We start from the raw sequence: 17066 nt of genomic DNA on the forward strand, positions 1-17066 counted from the left end.
CCCTTATCCAGCTTCGGTCTTGCCACGCCGGTCAATACGCAGGTTCGCATAGAGAACATGCGTTCGCCAGCGCCCATTGATCTGTAAATAACTTTGCGCAACGCCTTCATATTTGAAACCGGTCTTTTCCAGAACACCACGCGACGCGATGTTTTCAGGCAAACATGCAGCTTCCACTCGGCTAAGGTCAAGTTCGTGAAAGGCGTAAAACGTAACAGCCTCTATCGCTTCGCGCATGAAACCCTGACGCGCCCATGGGGCGCCAATCCAATACCCAAGCGTTGCCGCCTGCGCAGGGCCCCGTCGAATGGTGTCTAAGGTGACAGCGCCGATCAATCTGTTCTCTGCGCGGTGAATAAGAAACAACGGAACCGCCGAGCCGTTCGCGATTGATCTTTGCGCCCAGTAGACCCGATTGGTAAACCCCTTGCGGCTTAGGTGGTCAGTGGACCACGTCGGCTCCCACGGCTTTAAAAACTCAGCACTTTCACGACGCAAGGAAGCCCAACTGCGATGGTCGCTATGAACGGGCGGACGCAATGTCATCCGTTCCGTCTCGATACGAACCTTGCGCCGCAATCCAAGCATCAGGCAGCAAGCCTGTTCTGTAGTTCTTCAAGCGTTGGTGCATGATCAACCGGGCCATAAAGGGCAAGGGTCGGTTTGATGCCGGTCGCCAGTGCGCCAGCAAACTCCCGAACCGCGCGCGTCGTAACTGCATCTACCTTTTCAACCGTTTCCGAAACAAGCGGCACCCGGCCCCAGATAGCGACCATCCGCGCAAGGCGCTCTGCACGCGATGACGGGCTTTCCAGCCCCATCAGCAGCCCTGCTTTCATCTGTGCACGGGCGCGGGCGACTTCTGCTTCGGACATATCATCCGCAGAGCGTTTCAGTTCGTCCATGGTCAATCCGGACAGTTCACCGATCTGCTCAGCACTCGTGCCCGCATAGATGGTCATCAGGCCCGAGTCAGCGTAGGCACCAGCCTGTGCGAAGATCGTGTAGCAAAGCCCGCGCTTCTCGCGGATCTCCTGAAACAGACGTGATGACATCCCACCACCGAGCGCAGCCGCATAAATTTGCGCAGTATAAATATCGTCGTCCCTGTAGCCCGGGCTTTCAAGCGCCATCGCCATGTGAACTTGCTCAAGGTCTTTTACGACACGCTTTTCGCCACCCGTGTAAAGTGCGGGTTGCGATTTAGGTGACTGACTGCCCTGAAGGTGGCCAAACAATGCCTCAGCCCGTCTAACAAGGTCTGCATGGTCCACTGCCCCTGCTGCCGCCAGAATCATCTGATCGGGCCCGTATTGTTCCCCTACAAACCCGGAAAGATCGTTACGCGAAAAAGCACTGACCCGTTCTGCGGGGCCAAGAATTGTCCGTCCCAGAGGCTGGTCTGGATAGGCCTCTTCCTGCAGCCAGTCAAAGACCACGTCATCGGGCGTATCAAGCGCCTGGCCGATTTCCTGAAGGATCACGCCGCGCTCGACCTCTATTTCGTCATGGTCGTAGACGGGGTCGAGCAAAATATCCGAGATCACATCGAGCGCCAAAGGCACATCTGACTTCAGTATCCGCGCATAATAGGCCGTCATCTCGCGGCTGGTGTAAGCGTTTATATATCCGCCAACATCTTCGATGGCCTCGGCAATCTGTAGTGCGCTTCGGGTTTTGGTGCCTTTAAAGGCCATATGTTCCAGAAAATGCGCAATGCCGTTTTGTTCGGGCCGCTCATCACGGCCACCCGCCATGACCCAGATACCGAGAGAAGCCGATTGAAGCCCCGGCATGTTCTCTGTGACAATGCGGAAACCATTAGACAGTGTATGAAGTTCTACGCTCAAAGGGCCAAACGCTCCCATATCAAAGTTTCTAACGCACCAAGGTCATTCGCAACCTCGGTCACGCGTTCATCTCGTTCAAATAGATCAGCCATTCGCGGCGGAAGCGAAATATCCTGTCCGCACGCCGCTTTCACTGCGGCTGGGAATTTTGCCGGGTGCGCCGTTGCAAGCGTTATCATTGGCGTCACACCCAAATGGTCAGCAGCGACTTTCACACCAACCGCAGAATGGGGGCAAAGTACTTCGCCAGTGTGTTTAAAGGCGGATTTTATCATTGCCGAGGTTTCCTCTTCGGAGACCCGACCAGAAACAAAAAGTCCGCGCAGTCGCTCCAATGCACCTTGAGAAACATTGAAGCTACCACCAGATTTCAATTCATCCATCAACTGTGCAACTGCCGAGCCTTCGCAATCATATATATCAAACAGTGCGCGCTCAAAATTCGAGCTCACCTGAATATCCATTGAAGGGCTAATTGACGGTGTAACACCCATAGTGGTGTAAGCCCCGCTGGTCAGTGTGCGGTGCAGAATGTCGTTCTGATTGGTCGCAATCACCAGCTTGTCGATAGGCAGGCCCATCTTCTTGGCAATGTAGCCTGCAAAAATATCGCCAAAGTTGCCGGTTGGGACAGTGAAGCTGACTTTGCGATGCGGCGCACCCAAAGACACGGCCGAGCTAAAATAGTAAACCACCTGCGCCAGTACACGACCCCAGTTGATCGAATTCACGCCGGCAAGGCGTACGCCATCACGAAACTCAAAATCATTGAACATGTCTTTGAGACGCGCCTGACAGTCGTCAAAATCGCCGTGGACCGCAAGGGCATGAACGTTGCCTTCTACCGGAGTTGTCATCTGACGCCGTTGTACTTCGCTGACGCGGCCATGGGGGAACATGACAAATACATCAACCGCCTCAAGACCACGAAACGCTTCTATCGCTGCAGAACCGGTATCGCCCGATGTCGCCCCGACGATCGTGATACGTTCTCCCCGACGCGCCAAAGCCTTTTGAAACATCTGGCCAATAAGCTGCATTGCGAAATCTTTGAACGCCAGTGTCGGGCCGTGAAACAGTTCAAGCAGGAAATGGTTTGGCGCGAGCTGCACCAGCGGTGCACGAGCGTCATGCCCAAAACCTGCATAGGCTTTCTCAATAATCTCGCCAAATTCTGAATCCGAAAAGGTATCACCGATAAACGGACGCATGACGCGATAGGCGACCTCTTCATACGACAATCCGGCAAGCGCCGCGATTTCGCTCTTGGGCATCGTCGGTACGGATTCGGGCACATATAGCCCGCCGTCACGCGCCAGCCCTGTCAACATCGCTTCTTCAAAACTTAAGCTCGGGGCGCTGCCCCGGGTCGAGATATATCGCATCCTGAATGGTGCCTTTACTTCGTTCGTTGCCTGATACGCCACAGAATGGCGCCTGTCATCCCCAACCACACAAAAGCCAGTGAAAACCATGTGATCGCGTAGCCTAAGTGATCATTTGGTATGCCTGAAATGTCGACAGGCAAGGGCGTCACGGATGGGTCCGATTCCGACGTTTCACGTACCACAAGAAAAATTGGCTCCGTTCTCAGGGCTTGAGCCATAGAGTCGACATCGCGCGCAAACCAAATGTTTTCTGCTAAGTCAGGCGCAGGGGTGTATCCGTCTACCTCATCCGGCCAATGTAAATTTCCCTTTACCTCAACGTCCAGTGCCTGACGTGGGGCGTCTTTTTGTTCGACGCCGACAAAACCTCTGTCCAGTAGTATGCGCCGCCCATCCGTCTCAAACGCTGAAACGATGCGATAGCCTGCGCCAACTTGTTTCAGGCTGACCAAAATATGCAGCTCGTCCTGCGTAATAGTTCCAGTTGCCCGAACCGGCAGGTACTTGTCACGCTCCGGATCTGGCTCGGACGGTATGGCAATCGGGGTGTCTTTGATTCGGGTTATAATCTCGTTCAGAATTCCGTTTTTCCAGGCCAAACGCTGCACCTGCCAGGTTCCAAGCCCCAACAAAATCGCCACGCCAATCACTCCAAAAAGAAAAGGCAGAATCATTGGTCTGGACAAACGGAAGCTCCCAAATTGAAAAACGCGGAACCGATGGCTCCGCGTTTTGCATTATCTGTTTTAGTGCAGGTTTTTCAACCTCTGACCTTGCTCAGGCGCCCCAGATATAAACGGCAGCGAACAGAAACAGCCAGACCACATCAACGAAGTGCCAGTACCAGGCTGCAGCCTCGAACCCTACGTGATGATCCGGTGTAAAGTGACCTTTCAATGCGCGCATCAAGCAGACGAACAAGAAGACGGTACCAAGCAAAACGTGAAATCCATGAAAGCCAGTCGCCATGTAGAAGGTCGATGGGTAGATACCATCGGTGAACCCAAATGCCGCATGGCTGTACTCGTAGGCCTGAAAGAACGTGAACAATGCCCCAAGAATAATCGCCAGGATAAGGCCATTGATCAGGTCTTTGCGGTTGTTTTCATGAGCCAGTGCGTGGTGTGCCCATGTGCAAGCCGCACCGGAACACAGCAGGATCAGCGTGTTGATCAATGGCAGGTGAAACGGGTCAAACGTCTCAATCCCGGCAGGTGGCCAAATTCCATCAATAGCTGGCGAACCTTCGGTCATCGGGTACATTGCATGTTTAAAGAACGTCCAGAACCATGCCGAGAAGAACATGACTTCTGACATGATGAACATGATGAACCCAAGACGCAGGCCGATCCGCACTACAGGTGTGTGATCACCGGTCTGGCCTTCGGTGACCATTTTGGACCACCATGCGAACATGACATAAAGCACTAGCGCAAGGCCGATAAAGAAGAGATAGGGAATGCCTTCTGCCATCCACATAACTGCGCCAAAGAGCATGACAAACGCGCCAAGTGCCCCAAGCAGTGGCTCAATCGCCGGTGGTAGAATGTGATAGTCGTGGTTTTTTTCGTGTGCCATGCGTGTTCCCTCGTTGGAGGCTTAGTTAACAGGGGCCGAAGCCGCAGTCGAGAGGCTTGCCGTCTCTTCGGGTAATTCGGTTTCGTAGAATGTGTAAGACAGCGTGATGTGCTGCACATATTTTGCTTCGCGGTCGTCTACCATTTCTGGATCAACGTAAAAACTTACGGGCATCATGACCCGTTCGCCGGGCTGTAAAACCTGCAATTCAAAGCAAAAACAGTCGATCTTGGTGAAAAAAGAACCTGCGGCGTAGGGTGCAACATTGTACGACGCCGTACCGGCGATAACACGGTTCGTGGGATTATACGCTTCGTAAAAGGCCAACCCAGTTTCGCCGATTTTCAATTCCATTTCGCGCGCAACAGGTTTGAATTCCCACGCCATATTCCGGTCGACGGAGGCATCAAACCGGATAGAGATTGTTCGATCGAGAATCGTGTCTGATGAGGTCGTCGCAGTATTTGTCGTGCCGCCGTAACCCGTTACTTTGCAAAACCAGTTGTAAAGCGGGACCGACGCCCAGGCGAGCGCACCCATGACAAGAACGACTCCGACCAACAACGAAACGGTTTTCTGAATGCTTGTCAGTTTACTCATTCGCTTGCCCCAGATGTTGCAGCCCCTAGCCCGGTGTTCTGCTCATAGGCAGAAGGCACATCAATAACCTTGACTTTAACCACCGTCAGACCAAAGACAATTGCGACAAATCCGGCAAGTGCCAGCCCGACGCCCATATTGCGACCCATCCGGCGTTTGTGCAATTCGTGCTCGCGTCCAATCGCCATCACCAACCCCCTAAACCAAAGGGTTTCAAAGCGCCTTCAACCAAAAGCGCTCCGAAATGCAGGAACAAATAGAGAAGCGAAAGTTTGAAAAACGCTTTTTCAACGCGGTATTGATCAGCCTCGGCGGCGGTTTCGTCACGACGCCAGATACCATATGCACCTTTGATGAAAAGCAGGTTCAGGACAATAGCCGTCGCCATGTAAATCGGACCACCGATAGATGTAAATCCGGCGCCCAGCGCAACAGGCGCAAGAAGCAGCGTGTAAACGAGGATATGCGTGCGCGTCACTTTGCGACCATGCGTGACAGTCAACATTGGGACACCTGCCTTCGAATAGTCGCCCTTCATGAACAGCGCCAACGCCCAGAAATGAGGTGGCGTCCACATGAAAGTAATCGCAAACATCAGGACGCTTTCAATTGAAACACCGCCCGTGGCAACGGCCCACCCGATCATCGGAGGGAAAGCCCCGGCAGCGCCGCCGATAACAATGTTCTGCGGCGTCCAGCGCTTCAGCCACATGGTATAAATCACCACGTAGAAAAATATTGTGAAAGCCAACAAGGCCCCCGCCACAATGTTCGAGGCAAGCGCCAGCATCACAACAGACATAGCAGAAAGTGTGATCCCTATTGCGAACGCATCACCTTCGGTCACTTTGCCGGAAGGTATGGGGCGTGACTGCGTGCGTTTCATCACGCGATCAATGTCAGCATCCCACCACATGTTCAGAGCGCCGGATGCGCCCCCGCCAATTGCGATAAACAGGATAGAAGCAAAACCAACCATCGGATGCACGGATACCGGCGCAACCAGCAGACCGACAAAAGCAGTAAAAACAACCAAAGACATCACGCGCGGTTTCAGCAACGCGAAATAATCGCCAAACCCGGCTTCCACCGGGTCAGAGCCTGCCTGCATGTTGATGCTTGTATCGCTCATGGCGTTCCTCTTCCTAGAGGCGGGGCGTTGTTATACGCCCCGTCTGATAGGTGTCAGTCGTTCGATGCAACGTTGACGTTCTGTGGCACGCCCGCGAATTCGCTTTTTGCGCGCTGTAGCCAGGCATCATAGGCAGCCTGGCTTACCACTTTAACTGTGATCGGCATGTAAGAGTGGTCTTTTCCGCACAATTCAGAACACTGGCCAAAGTAGATACCCTCGCGCTCTGCAGCAAACCAAAGTTCTGCCAAACGGCCCGGAACGCCGTCTTGCTTCACACCAAAGGCAGGCATAGCCCAGCTGTGGATCACGTCCGCTCCGGTGACCTGCATCACGATCGTTTTTCCGATCGGCACAACCACCGCGTTGTCAGTTGCAAGAAGCCACTCATCGCGCGAGTATCCGTCACGTTCCAGACGCGCTTCCATTGCAGCGTTCAGCACGTAAGGCTCCACATCGCCGTCTTCGTCACCCAATGTTGCAGGGTGGCCAAGCAGATAACTGTCAAAGCCAAACCCTTCGTCGACATATTCGTAACCCCAGTACCACTGATAGCCGGTGACCTTGATGGTGATGTCAGCTTCTGGAATTTCCTGCTGCTTGAACAATACAGGAAGCGAAAACGCCCCAATGAAAACCAGAATCACAATTGGAATCAGTGTCCACGCAACTTCCAGAGGGGAGTTATGGGTAAACCGCGCTGGGGTGCCGTTCATACGGGCGTTGTAACGAACGATAATGTACGCCAGCAAAGCTGTGACAAAAACAACAATCGCAGTGATGATCACGAGGACCATACCATCGAGCCATTGTTGATCGCGGGCCAGTTCAGTCGCCGCAGGTTGAAACCCAAGAGCACCGTCAATTGGTGCCCCAACGATTTCCAGCCCATCGATTCCATCTTGGGCAAACGCTGCAAAGCTGGTGAAAACTGCGAGTGTGGCGGCCATAAGGCCAGAAAAATAGCTCAGAAGTCGCATATCTGTATCCTGTTCGCGTCCCGACGGAACAACCCGCCCGGAGGCCCGGCTCAAATATAAGCCGGATTCCCATTGTGTCCGGTGCGCTTGAAACCATATTAAGCGAGATGGAACAAGCAAATCATGCGCGGCAAACAGCCGCTTTTGCGTTTTTGCAACGAATTCAGCCGGAGTGCCCGTATGTCTTATACCCCCTTTCGCCCTTTTGACACCTCTTTGGATCAATCAGTGGCACTGGCTTTACTTCGCCAAGCAACCGGAGGGGCGGATGATGGTGAACTGTTTCTGGAACGCCGCCGCTCCGAAGCACTGGTATTTGACGATGGGCGCGTAAAAAACGCAAGCTACGATGCGTCAGAAGGGTTTGGTTTGCGTGCGGTTTGTGGTGAAACTGCCGGATACGCTCATTCGACCGATATCAGCGAAGCGGCGCTTAAACGCGCTGTCGAAACGGCCCGGCTCGCGGTTGGTACAGGCGGCGGAGCGCTCGCAGATGCGCCAGCTCTCACAAACAAGCGGCTCTATACCGATCTAGACCCGATTGAACAGGCGGAATTTACAGTAAAACTGGATGTGCTGCGTGAGATTGATGAGTTCACACGTGCGCTCGACCCGCGCGTTGTACAAGTCTCGGCAACGATTGCGGCGTCTTTGCAGGAAGTAGAGATTTTACGCCCTGAGGGCGCTTTGCTTCGGGACGTACGCCCAATGGCCAGGCTGAACATCTCGGTCATTGTGGAAGAAAACGGGCGACGCGAATCTGGGTCCACCGGCGGCGGCGGGCGTACCGGCCTTTCAGACCTCATGGTTCGCGACAACTGGCAGACCACCGCTCGTGAAGCGTTGCGTATCGCAGCGGTGAACCTGTCTGCCGTCCCTGCCCCGGCTGGTGTCATGGATGTCGTGCTCGGTGCGGGCTGGCCGGGCATATTGTTGCACGAGGCGGTCGGGCACGGCCTTGAAGGGGATTTCAATCGCAAGGGAACATCAGCCTTCGCCGGCCTGATGGGACAGCAAGTTGCCGCCAAGGGCGTGACAGTGCTGGATGATGGAACGATTCCCGACAGGCGTGGATCCATCACCTTTGACGACGAAGGCACCCCCAGCGGCAAAAATACCCTAATTGAAGACGGGGTCTTGGTCGGCTTCATGCAAGACCGTCAGAACGCCCGGCTAATGGGCGTTAAGGCAACGGGCAACGGAAGGCGCGAATCTTACGCGCATGCCCCAATGCCACGCATGACGAATACCTACATGCTGGGTGGCGATGCAAATCCCACCGACATTTTGGCCGATCTGAAAGACGGCATTTATGCTGTTGGTTTTGGTGGAGGCCAGGTCGATATCACGAATGGCAAGTTTGTGTTTTCCTGCACAGAAGCCTACCGCGTTCAGAACGGAAGAGTTGGCGCACCTGTGAAAGGTGCAACACTGATAGGCGACGGTGCCACAGCGATGAAACAAATTCGCGCCATCGGCAACGACATGGCGCTTGATCCCGGCATAGGAAACTGTGGGAAAGCGGGGCAATGGGTGCCAGTCGGGGTTGGCCAACCAACCTTGATGATTGGCGGTCTAACTGTTGGTGGTTCTGCGGCCTGATCAGCCACCCGCATCGCTGTAACAGAGTCTCGCGGTATTGGTGGCTAAACTGATCATTCCTGATGTTTACGCGGTGTTAACCGAGCGTGCGCATAGTGAGTCCACTAGCAGACGGAGTCACGATGGCAGAGGATCTTTTTTCTTCTAACCACACCCTACATCCCCCTCAGACGGACGAAGATTTGTTATCGTGGCTTCGCCTTATCCGTTCGCGTCGGGTAGGTGTAACCACTTTCTTCAAGCTGCTGCGGGAACATAAAACAGCCGATGATGCGCTTGTCGCATTGCCCGAAGTTGCCCGCAGTGCAGGCGTTAAAGACTACGAGGTTTGCCCGGAAAACGTGGCGATAGCAGAGATGTCACTGGCACAAAAACTGGGCGTCCGGATGATCTGTTACGGCACGCCGGATTATCCGGCCGCGCTTATGGATATTACGGATGCGCCACCAATTGTTTGGGTGCGGGGCGACACGACGCTGTTAAGCAGCCCTATGATCGCCCTTGTTGGTGCAAGAAATGCCTCTAGCCTCGGGACGCGCATGGCCCGAAAACTGGCCGCAGAACTAGGAGAAGCCGGGTTTGTTGTGGTTTCAGGCCTCGCCCGGGGTATTGACACGGCCTCTCATCTCGCGGCCCTGCCAAGCGGAACCGTTGCTGTGTTCGGCGGTGGCGTCGATGTAATTTACCCACAGGAAAACGCAGCATTAGCCGACGAGATTTTCAAAACAGGACTTTGCCTGTCCGAGCAACCCATGGGGATGCGGCCACAGGCGCGGCATTTTCCTACGCGCAATCGCATTATTTCTGGTCTGTCCCACGCAGTTGTCGTGGTTGAGGCAGCTCTCAAGTCCGGCAGCCTGATTACGGCGCGCAACGCATTGGACCAAGGTCGTGAAGTTCTCGCAGTTCCCGGACATCCGATTGACGCACGCGCGTCTGGTTGCAACGCGCTCATCCGCGAAGGCGCAACACTCGTCCGCTCAGCGGAAGATGTGATAGAAGCGATTTCCCAGTCGCACACTGTAAACAACCAACCGCCGGAACCTCAGCCAGTGGCAAAAAAGAAACTGCCAAAGCGCAGTCTCAGGGAAATTTCGAAGCTACACACAGAAATTTTATCGCGGCTCGGCCCGAGCCCGATTGCCGAAGATCAGCTCATCCGAGACCTCGCTTTACCTGCAAAAGCTATTAATCCAGAGATAACAACACTGGAGCTGGAAGGCCGCATCGAACGTCGTGCCGGAGGGTTATTATCCATCGTTCGATAATCAGCTCGCTAGATACCATTGACATTCAACAGCAACACACCACATCTTGCGCCGCCATAAGCTCACCCTCGAGTCGCGTTGATTTCTGAGTGGATTGTTGAGAGGAATTTCATGCCCGTCGTTGTTGTTGAATCCCCGGCGAAAGCCAAAACTATCAATAAATATCTGGGCGATGATTACACCGTTCTGGCATCTTACGGTCACGTGCGTGACTTGCCGCCAAAGGATGGGTCCGTCGATACCGACAACGGATTTGAAATGATCTGGGAGATCGGCGCAGATTCCCGCAAACACGTGAAAGCCATCGCTGATGCGCTGAAAGATGACAACGATCTGATCCTCGCAACCGACCCTGATCGCGAAGGCGAGGCGATCAGCTGGCATTTGCAGGAAGCCCTGACAAAACGCAAAGCAATAAAGAAAACCACGCCTGTGAAACGAGTGGTTTTCAACGCCATTACAAAATCAGCCGTAACAGAGGCTATGGCGCACCCACGTGAGATCGACGCCCCCTTGGTCGAGGCCTATCTTGCACGGCGCGCGCTTGACTATCTTGTTGGTTTCAACCTATCACCGGTGTTGTGGCGCAAATTGCCCGGTTCCAAGTCAGCCGGACGTGTTCAATCTGTCTGCCTGCGCTTGATCGTTGAGCGTGAGATGGAAATCGAGGTCTTTAACGCCCGCGAATACTGGTCTGTAAAAGCACAGCTTTCCACGCCGCGCGGTCAGGATTACGAAGTCCGGCTAACCGTTCTGGGAGGCCAGAAACTCGATAAGCATGACATCGCAACCTCCGAAGCCGCCGAGCTTGCCGTACATGCCGTCCAGTCACGCGATTTGACGGTTAAATCGGTTGAGGCAAAGCCCGCCAGCCGCAACCCGTCACCTCCTTTCATGACCTCGACCCTGCAACAGGAAGCAAGCCGCAAATTTGGCTTTGGCGCGCGTCAAACCATGTCCACTGCGCAACGCCTGTATGAAGCCGGGTACATTACTTATATGCGGACCGATGGAATCGATATGGCCCCGGAAGCCGCGTCCGCCGCCCGCGATGAAATCAAAAGCCGTTATGGCGACAGCTACGTTCCTGCGAATCCGCGCATGTACAAGAACAAAGCCAAAAACGCGCAGGAAGCGCATGAATGTATCCGCCCGACAGATATGTCTGTTGATGCTGCAAAACTCGCCCGTCTGGAAGCGGATCAACGCAAGCTTTATGATTTGATCTGGAAGCGCACACTTGCGAGCCAGATGGAATCAGCCCGGATGGAACGCACCACGGTGGATGTCGCCAGTGCGGACGGCCAGGTTGAATTGCGGGCAACTGGTCAGGTCGTGATGTTCGATGGCTTTATGAAAGTCTATGAAGAAGGTCGTGATGACACTGTCGTAGATGATGACGACAAGCGCCTGCCCCAAATCATGCAGGGCGAAGCCGCTGACAAAAAATCTGTCACACCTGAACAACACTTCACCCAGCCCCCACCCCGATACACCGAAGCAACACTGGTGAAACGGATGGAAGAGCTTGGTATCGGGCGGCCGTCAACCTACGCGTCGGTCGTGACGACGATTCAGGACCGTGAATATGTTCGAAAAGAAAAAAATCGCCTGATTCCAGAAGACAAAGGCCGATTGGTCACTGTCTTTCTTACAAACTACTTCAGAAAATATGTTGGATACGATTTCACCGCAGACCTTGAAGAACAGCTAGACGATGTTTCTGCGGGGAATGCTGACTATAAAGAAGTGCTTGCTCGGTTTTGGCGCGATTTTTCAGCCGCTATTGCAGAAACATCCGAACTTCGCATCACGGATGTTCTGGAAAAAATCAATGAGGTGTTAGAGCCGCACCTGTTCCCCCCAACCGAAGGCGGCGGTGACCCACGTCTTTGTCCAAACTGCGGGATTGGCCGCTTATCGATGCGGACGGCGCGTTCCGGTGGTGCATTTATCGGCTGCTCAAATTATCCAGAGTGCCGTTTTACCCGCCCCTTCGGCCCCCCCGGCATTGAAGGAAGCGAAGTTGGACCAGATGGCAAATACCTGGGCGAAGATGCAGGCGATAAGATCACATTGCGAAAAGGGCGATTTGGCCCCTATGTTCAACGCGGCGACGCGACAGATGAGGTGCCAAAGCCACCACGTTCATCGCTTCCAAAAGGCTGGACGCAGGAAGACATCGATCTTGAGAAAGCATTGCAGTTGCTAAGCCTGCCGCGCGAACTTGGTCCGCACCCGGATGACAGCGAAATGGTTGAGGCCGGACTTGGCCGCTATGGCCCCTTTGTCAAACACGGCAAGGTTTATGCGAACTTACCAAACATCGACGAGGTTTTCGAAATAGGTATGAACCGGGCTGTTGAGGTATTGGCGCAGAAAGTTGCAAAAGGCGGCGCACGCAAAGCGGCGAAACCCCTTGTTGAACTTGGAGAACACCCCGAAGGCGGACCAGTTAATGTCATGGAGGGCCGCTATGGCCCTTATGTAAAATGGCAGAAAGTCAACGCAACATTGCCCAAAGATGTGGAACCCACATCAGTAACAATGGAGCTTGCACTGCAACTGATCACCGAAAAAGCGGGTAAAAAGCCAACACGTAAAAAGGCTGCTCCGAAGAAAAAACCAGCGGCAAAGAAGGCGCCCGCTAAAAAGGCTGCTGCAAAATAAACCCGGACGGATAGCAGCAACTATTTAGAGCGCAGCAAACTGACGCTGCGGTGCGGCAATTCATTGACTCTCGCTCACGCTGTCGCCACAAATCCATCCAACGCAAAATTTGCAAAGGAGACAAAGATGAAAAAAGTCTACGGCTCGGCGGCCGAAGCACTTGGAGGTATCCTTCACGATGGCATGTTTATTGCAGCTGGTGGTTTTGGCCTCTGCGGCATTCCGGAACTTTTGCTTGAAGCGATCAAGGAAGCCGGCACCAAGGATCTGACCTTTGCTTCTAACAACGCAGGTGTTGACGATTTTGGGATTGGCATTTTGCTGCAAACCAAACAGGTCAAGAAAATGATCTCCTCCTACGTTGGTGAAAATGCAGAGTTCATGCGTCAATATCTGTCCGGTGAACTTGAGCTGGAGTTCAACCCACAAGGCACACTCGCTGAACGGATGCGTGCCGGTGGCGCCGGTATCCCGGGATTCTACACAAAAACGGGCGTTGGAACAGTTATTGCTGACGGCAAAGAGCACAAGGATTTCAACGGTGAAACCTACATTTTAGAACGCGGCATCTTTGCTGATCTTTCGATTGTGAAGGCCTGGAAGGCGGATGCGACCGGTAACCTTGTGTTTCGCAAGACAGCACGCAACTTCAACCCACCCGCCGCAACCTGTGGCAAAATCTGCGTGGCAGAGGTCGAAGAGATTGTGCCAACCGGCTCACTCGACCCGGACAGCATTCACCTGCCCGGAATTTACGTGCACCGCCTGATTCAGGGTGAGCATGAGAAACGTATCGAACAACGCACCATCAGCGCAGCTTAAGGGGAGGACAGACCATGTGGGATCGAAATCAAATGGCCGCCCGTGCGGCGCAAGAGCTTCAGGATGGTTGGTATGTGAACCTTGGCATCGGTATTCCGACGCTGGTTTCAAACTATATTCCAAAAGGTGTAACAGTAACGCTGCAATCAGAAAACGGAATGTTGGGCATGGGCCCGTTTCCGACCGAAGAAAACATTGACGCTGATCTGATCAATGCCGGAAAACAAACTATTACCGAACTTCCGCAAACCTCGTATTTTGACTCGGCGCAAAGCTTTGGCATGATCCGCGGCGGGAAAATCGCGATGGCCATTCTGGGTGCGATGGAGGTTGCCGAAAACGGCGATCTTGCGAACTGGATGATCCCGGGCAAGCTGGTCAAGGGAATGGGTGGTGCAATGGATCTGGTGGCTGGTGTCGGTCGTGTTGTCGTTGTGATGGATCACACCTCAAAACACGGCGAGTCCAAGCTGCTTAAGGAATGCACGCTTCCGCTGACCGGCCAAGGCGTTGTTGATCGGATCATAACTAACCTGGGTGTTTTTGATGTTGTCGAAGGTGGACTGAAGTTGGTTGAGCTTGCAGACGGCGTCAGCGAGGAAGAAGCGCGCGCAGCAACAGAAGCGACGCTCGTGAACTGATTTAGTGATATCATCGCGAATACTTGAACCGGGGGCCAATCGCTCCCGGTTTTTTATTCAGTGCATTAATAATGCCCGAACCTTCATTCGATCTGCACTTTAAACGCCTGCACCTGTTGTTTTTTAAGGTTCTGGTCCATATTCTCGCCCCAATCAGCTACATAATCTCGCCCTATTGTGTCGCTAGTTCGCAGGCAATGACATTGAGCAACGCAAATACAGGCCCTTCCCTACCGCGTGCCGCACGGCTATGGCGCGATACTCTGCTGTTTGGCAGATTACTTGCGTTGGTTCTGACCGGCCTTGTCGCGCTTGCAACGACAACTGAATGGGAAGAGATCAAAGCGCAGATTTTGCGCCTGTCTTTCATACTGTTTCTGGCGCTGTTCGGATTATCGGTTATCAACTATCTGTTGCGTGGTTTGCGTTGGGCTTCTCATTTTTCCACTGGCGGAACGCCATTCATTAAAGGTTAAGTATGCTCTGGAAAACAACTGAATACGCTGGCTGGGGCCGGGTCCACACTGCAACTGGCCAGGTTGCACGACCGGAGCGCGTCTCCAATCTAGTTGCTGCGTTAAAGGAGACGCCCGCACCTGCAATAGGCATGTGCAGGTCTTATGGCGACGCTTCTTTGAATGATGGTGGGGCCGCAATAGATATGACCCGGTTGGACCGTATCATCGGCTTTGATCCTGATTCAGGCACTCTAGAGGTCGAAGGGGGATGCCAGATTGGTGAACTTGCACGCCTCTTTGCACCACGTGGCTGGCTGCCTGCCGTTATGCCAGGCACTGGATTTGCCACCGTTGCTGGTTGTATCGCAAATGACGTGCACGGTAAAAACCATCATGGCAACGGTTCATTCGGGCAACATGTGATTAGTCTTGTTCTGATGACACCTTCTGGCAAGAAAGTCATTGGGCCGAAGAAATCTGCAAAGCTGTTTCAGGCCACAGTCGGTGGTCTTGGACAAACCGGCATTATTGTATCGGTCAAGTTACAGATGCTGCCCTGCAAGGGTGATGTCATGATGGTGACAGAGCGTCGTGCGGAATCTTACGAGGACTTCCTGACGCTTCTCGACAATTCAACAGCGACATATTCAGTCGGCTGGATTGATGCAACGGCCAAAGGGAATAACCTTGGGCGTGGTATACTTGAAGAGGCTGAAACAGGCTCTGGCCTGATGCCCGCACAAAAGAAGCCCAAGTCCGTTCCATTCAATGCACCTGCTTTCGCGCTTTCAAAACCAATCGTAAAGGCATTTAACGCAGCCTACTATCGGCGTGTTCCTGAAAGCGGGCGCACTTCGGTCAAGCCGATAAACGACTTCTTCTTTCCGTTGGATGCAATTCATGACTGGAACAAGCTTTACGGAAAACGCGGCTTTCATCAGTTCCAATGTGTCGTTCCGATTGAGAAGGCAGCTGCCCTGCGAGAGATGCTTGAGCTGATCGCACGGTCCGGGCTTGCGTCACCCCTGGCTGTTTTAAAACGTATGGGCGCTGGCCGGGCTGGCAATATGTCCTTCCCGATGGAAGGGTATACGCTGGCCGTCGACTTTCCGAACCGTCCACAAGCCGAAATTCTGATCAGCCGGCTTGAAGAGATGACCCAACTCGCGGGTGGGCGCCTTTATCTTGCGAAAGATTCTCTGGCGACGGGTGCGCGTATCAAGTCGATGTATCCGGAACATGCTGCGTGGGTTGATGAAGTTGAAAAAGCAGACCCTGAGGGACAATTCGCAACCGACCTGATCCGCCGACTAGACCTGAGGACGACACTATGATGCAGAGTTGGATTATTCTTGGCGCAACATCTTCCATGGCACGAGCCTTCGGACGCGCCGTTGCAGAACGCGGTGACGCAGTGTTTTTTGCTGGCCGCGACATGGATGACCTAAAGCGCAGCGCCACTGATAGCGCCGTCAGAGGCGCCAGGGTGGCGGAACCCGTTTTCTTTGACGCACGCAAGCCTGAGAGCTTTTCAGCGATCTACGACCGCGTCTCCGCCGAAGAAGGAATAATCAATGTGGCCGTTTTCGTCGGCTCAATGCCACCACAAGACGCGATTGACGCAGAACCCAGCCTGATCGACGGCACCGTGACGGACAGTTTCACAGGCCCTGCCCGTTTCTTGCAAGGTCTCGCCTCTCTTATGGAAGAACGCGGATCTGGCACTGTTATCGGTGTTGGGTCTGTTGCAGGTGATCGGGGCCGGATTGGCAACTATGTCTATGGTGCAGCCAAAGCTGGGTTTCACACCTATCTGTCGGGTCTGCGTAATAGGCTTAACCGATCCGGGGGCCACGTTGTTACCGTGAAACCCGGCTTTGTGGACACCGCAATGACATGGGGCATAGAGGGAATGTTTCTTGTTGCGCCGCCAGAGAAGGTTGCCCGCGACCTGCTGCGTGCCGTGGATAAGAAAAAGAACGTGATCTACACACCGTTCTTCTGGCGCTACATTATGCTGATCATTCGCTCGATCCCCGAAGGGATATTCAAAAAACTGTCGGTCTAGAATTTTGCA

The 17066-nt window shown here is 53.7% G+C and carries 17 protein-coding genes; 8 read left to right on the plus strand and 9 right to left on the minus strand.

All coding sequences use genetic code 11. The features are described from left to right. Positions 1-3: 3 nt before the first annotated feature. The 9 genes from MWU63_RS17765 to coxB form a co-directional block, all read right to left on the minus strand. Positions 4-588, minus strand: coding sequence for a GNAT family protein (locus MWU63_RS17765; protein ID WP_213890886.1), 585 nt, complete (start codon positions 586-588; stop codon positions 4-6). Beyond that, complete coding sequence (locus MWU63_RS17770; RefSeq protein ID WP_247079072.1) at positions 588-1850, minus strand: pitrilysin family protein; 1263 nt, start codon at positions 1848-1850, stop codon at positions 588-590. The genes MWU63_RS17765 and MWU63_RS17770 overlap by 1 nt, the downstream gene beginning before the upstream one ends. Further along, positions 1847-3235: a threonine synthase gene (thrC, locus tag MWU63_RS17775; RefSeq protein WP_213890904.1), complete on the minus strand. Its 1389-nt coding sequence runs from the start codon at positions 3233-3235 to the stop codon at positions 1847-1849. Before thrC ends, MWU63_RS17770 begins: the two co-directional genes overlap by 4 nt. Positions 3236-3249: 14 nt before the next feature. After that, positions 3250-3924, minus strand: a complete 675-nt coding sequence (locus MWU63_RS17780; protein ID WP_247079073.1) for an SURF1 family protein — start codon at positions 3922-3924, stop codon at positions 3250-3252. A 91-nt stretch (positions 3925-4015) separates the two neighbouring features. Beyond that, positions 4016-4816: a cytochrome c oxidase subunit 3 gene (locus tag MWU63_RS17785; protein ID WP_213890888.1), complete on the minus strand. Its 801-nt coding sequence runs from the start codon at positions 4814-4816 to the stop codon at positions 4016-4018. A 21-nt stretch (positions 4817-4837) separates the two neighbouring features. Continuing rightward, positions 4838-5416, minus strand: a complete 579-nt coding sequence (locus MWU63_RS17790) for a cytochrome c oxidase assembly protein (RefSeq protein WP_213890889.1) — start codon at positions 5414-5416, stop codon at positions 4838-4840. Beyond that, positions 5413-5604 (minus strand): hypothetical protein, encoded by a 192-nt coding sequence (locus tag MWU63_RS17795; protein ID WP_213890890.1) that lies wholly within the window; start codon positions 5602-5604, stop codon positions 5413-5415. The genes MWU63_RS17790 and MWU63_RS17795 overlap by 4 nt, the downstream gene beginning before the upstream one ends. After that, complete coding sequence (gene cyoE, locus MWU63_RS17800; protein WP_213890891.1) at positions 5604-6548, minus strand: heme o synthase; 945 nt, start codon at positions 6546-6548, stop codon at positions 5604-5606. The genes MWU63_RS17795 and cyoE overlap by 1 nt, the downstream gene beginning before the upstream one ends. Before the next feature lie 53 nt (positions 6549-6601). Beyond that, positions 6602-7498 (minus strand): cytochrome c oxidase subunit II, encoded by an 897-nt coding sequence (gene coxB, locus MWU63_RS17805; RefSeq protein ID WP_213890906.1) that lies wholly within the window; start codon positions 7496-7498, stop codon positions 6602-6604. A 210-nt stretch (positions 7499-7708) separates the two neighbouring features. On the opposite strand from coxB, the gene tldD reads away from it, so the two are divergent. The 8 genes from tldD (at position 7709) to MWU63_RS17845 (ending at position 17057) form a co-directional block, all read left to right on the plus strand. Next, complete coding sequence (gene tldD, locus MWU63_RS17810) at positions 7709-9130, plus strand: metalloprotease TldD (protein WP_213890892.1); 1422 nt, start codon at positions 7709-7711, stop codon at positions 9128-9130. 122 nt (positions 9131-9252) lie between these two features. Continuing rightward, positions 9253-10398 carry a DNA-processing protein DprA gene (gene dprA, locus MWU63_RS17815; protein ID WP_247079094.1) on the plus strand — a complete coding sequence of 382 codons (1146 nt, stop codon included), beginning with the start codon at positions 9253-9255 and terminating at the stop codon, positions 10396-10398. A gap of 111 nt (positions 10399-10509) precedes the next feature. After that, positions 10510-13068 carry a type I DNA topoisomerase gene (topA, locus tag MWU63_RS17820; RefSeq protein WP_213890894.1) on the plus strand — a complete coding sequence of 853 codons (2559 nt, stop codon included), beginning with the start codon at positions 10510-10512 and terminating at the stop codon, positions 13066-13068. 126 nt (positions 13069-13194) lie between these two features. After that, a complete protein-coding gene (locus MWU63_RS17825; protein WP_247079097.1) occupies positions 13195-13890 on the plus strand; it encodes a CoA transferase subunit A in 696 nt (231 codons plus the stop codon). A gap of 14 nt (positions 13891-13904) precedes the next feature. Beyond that, positions 13905-14531, plus strand: a complete 627-nt coding sequence (locus MWU63_RS17830) for a 3-oxoacid CoA-transferase subunit B (protein ID WP_213890896.1) — start codon at positions 13905-13907, stop codon at positions 14529-14531. Positions 14532-14602: 71 nt separating this feature from the next. Beyond that, positions 14603-15007 (plus strand): hypothetical protein, encoded by a 405-nt coding sequence (locus MWU63_RS17835; protein ID WP_213890897.1) that lies wholly within the window; start codon positions 14603-14605, stop codon positions 15005-15007. A gap of 2 nt (positions 15008-15009) precedes the next feature. Then, positions 15010-16323 carry an FAD-binding oxidoreductase gene (locus tag MWU63_RS17840; protein ID WP_213890898.1) on the plus strand — a complete coding sequence of 438 codons (1314 nt, stop codon included), beginning with the start codon at positions 15010-15012 and terminating at the stop codon, positions 16321-16323. Continuing rightward, positions 16320-17057, plus strand: coding sequence for an SDR family NAD(P)-dependent oxidoreductase (locus MWU63_RS17845; RefSeq protein WP_213890899.1), 738 nt, complete (start codon positions 16320-16322; stop codon positions 17055-17057). Before MWU63_RS17840 ends, MWU63_RS17845 begins: the two co-directional genes overlap by 4 nt. The last annotated feature ends 9 nt before the right edge of the window (positions 17058-17066 follow it).

It is taken from the genome of Pseudohalocynthiibacter sp. F2068, assembly GCF_023015645.1.
Lineage (GTDB): Bacteria > Pseudomonadota > Alphaproteobacteria > Rhodobacterales > Rhodobacteraceae > Pseudohalocynthiibacter > Pseudohalocynthiibacter aestuariivivens.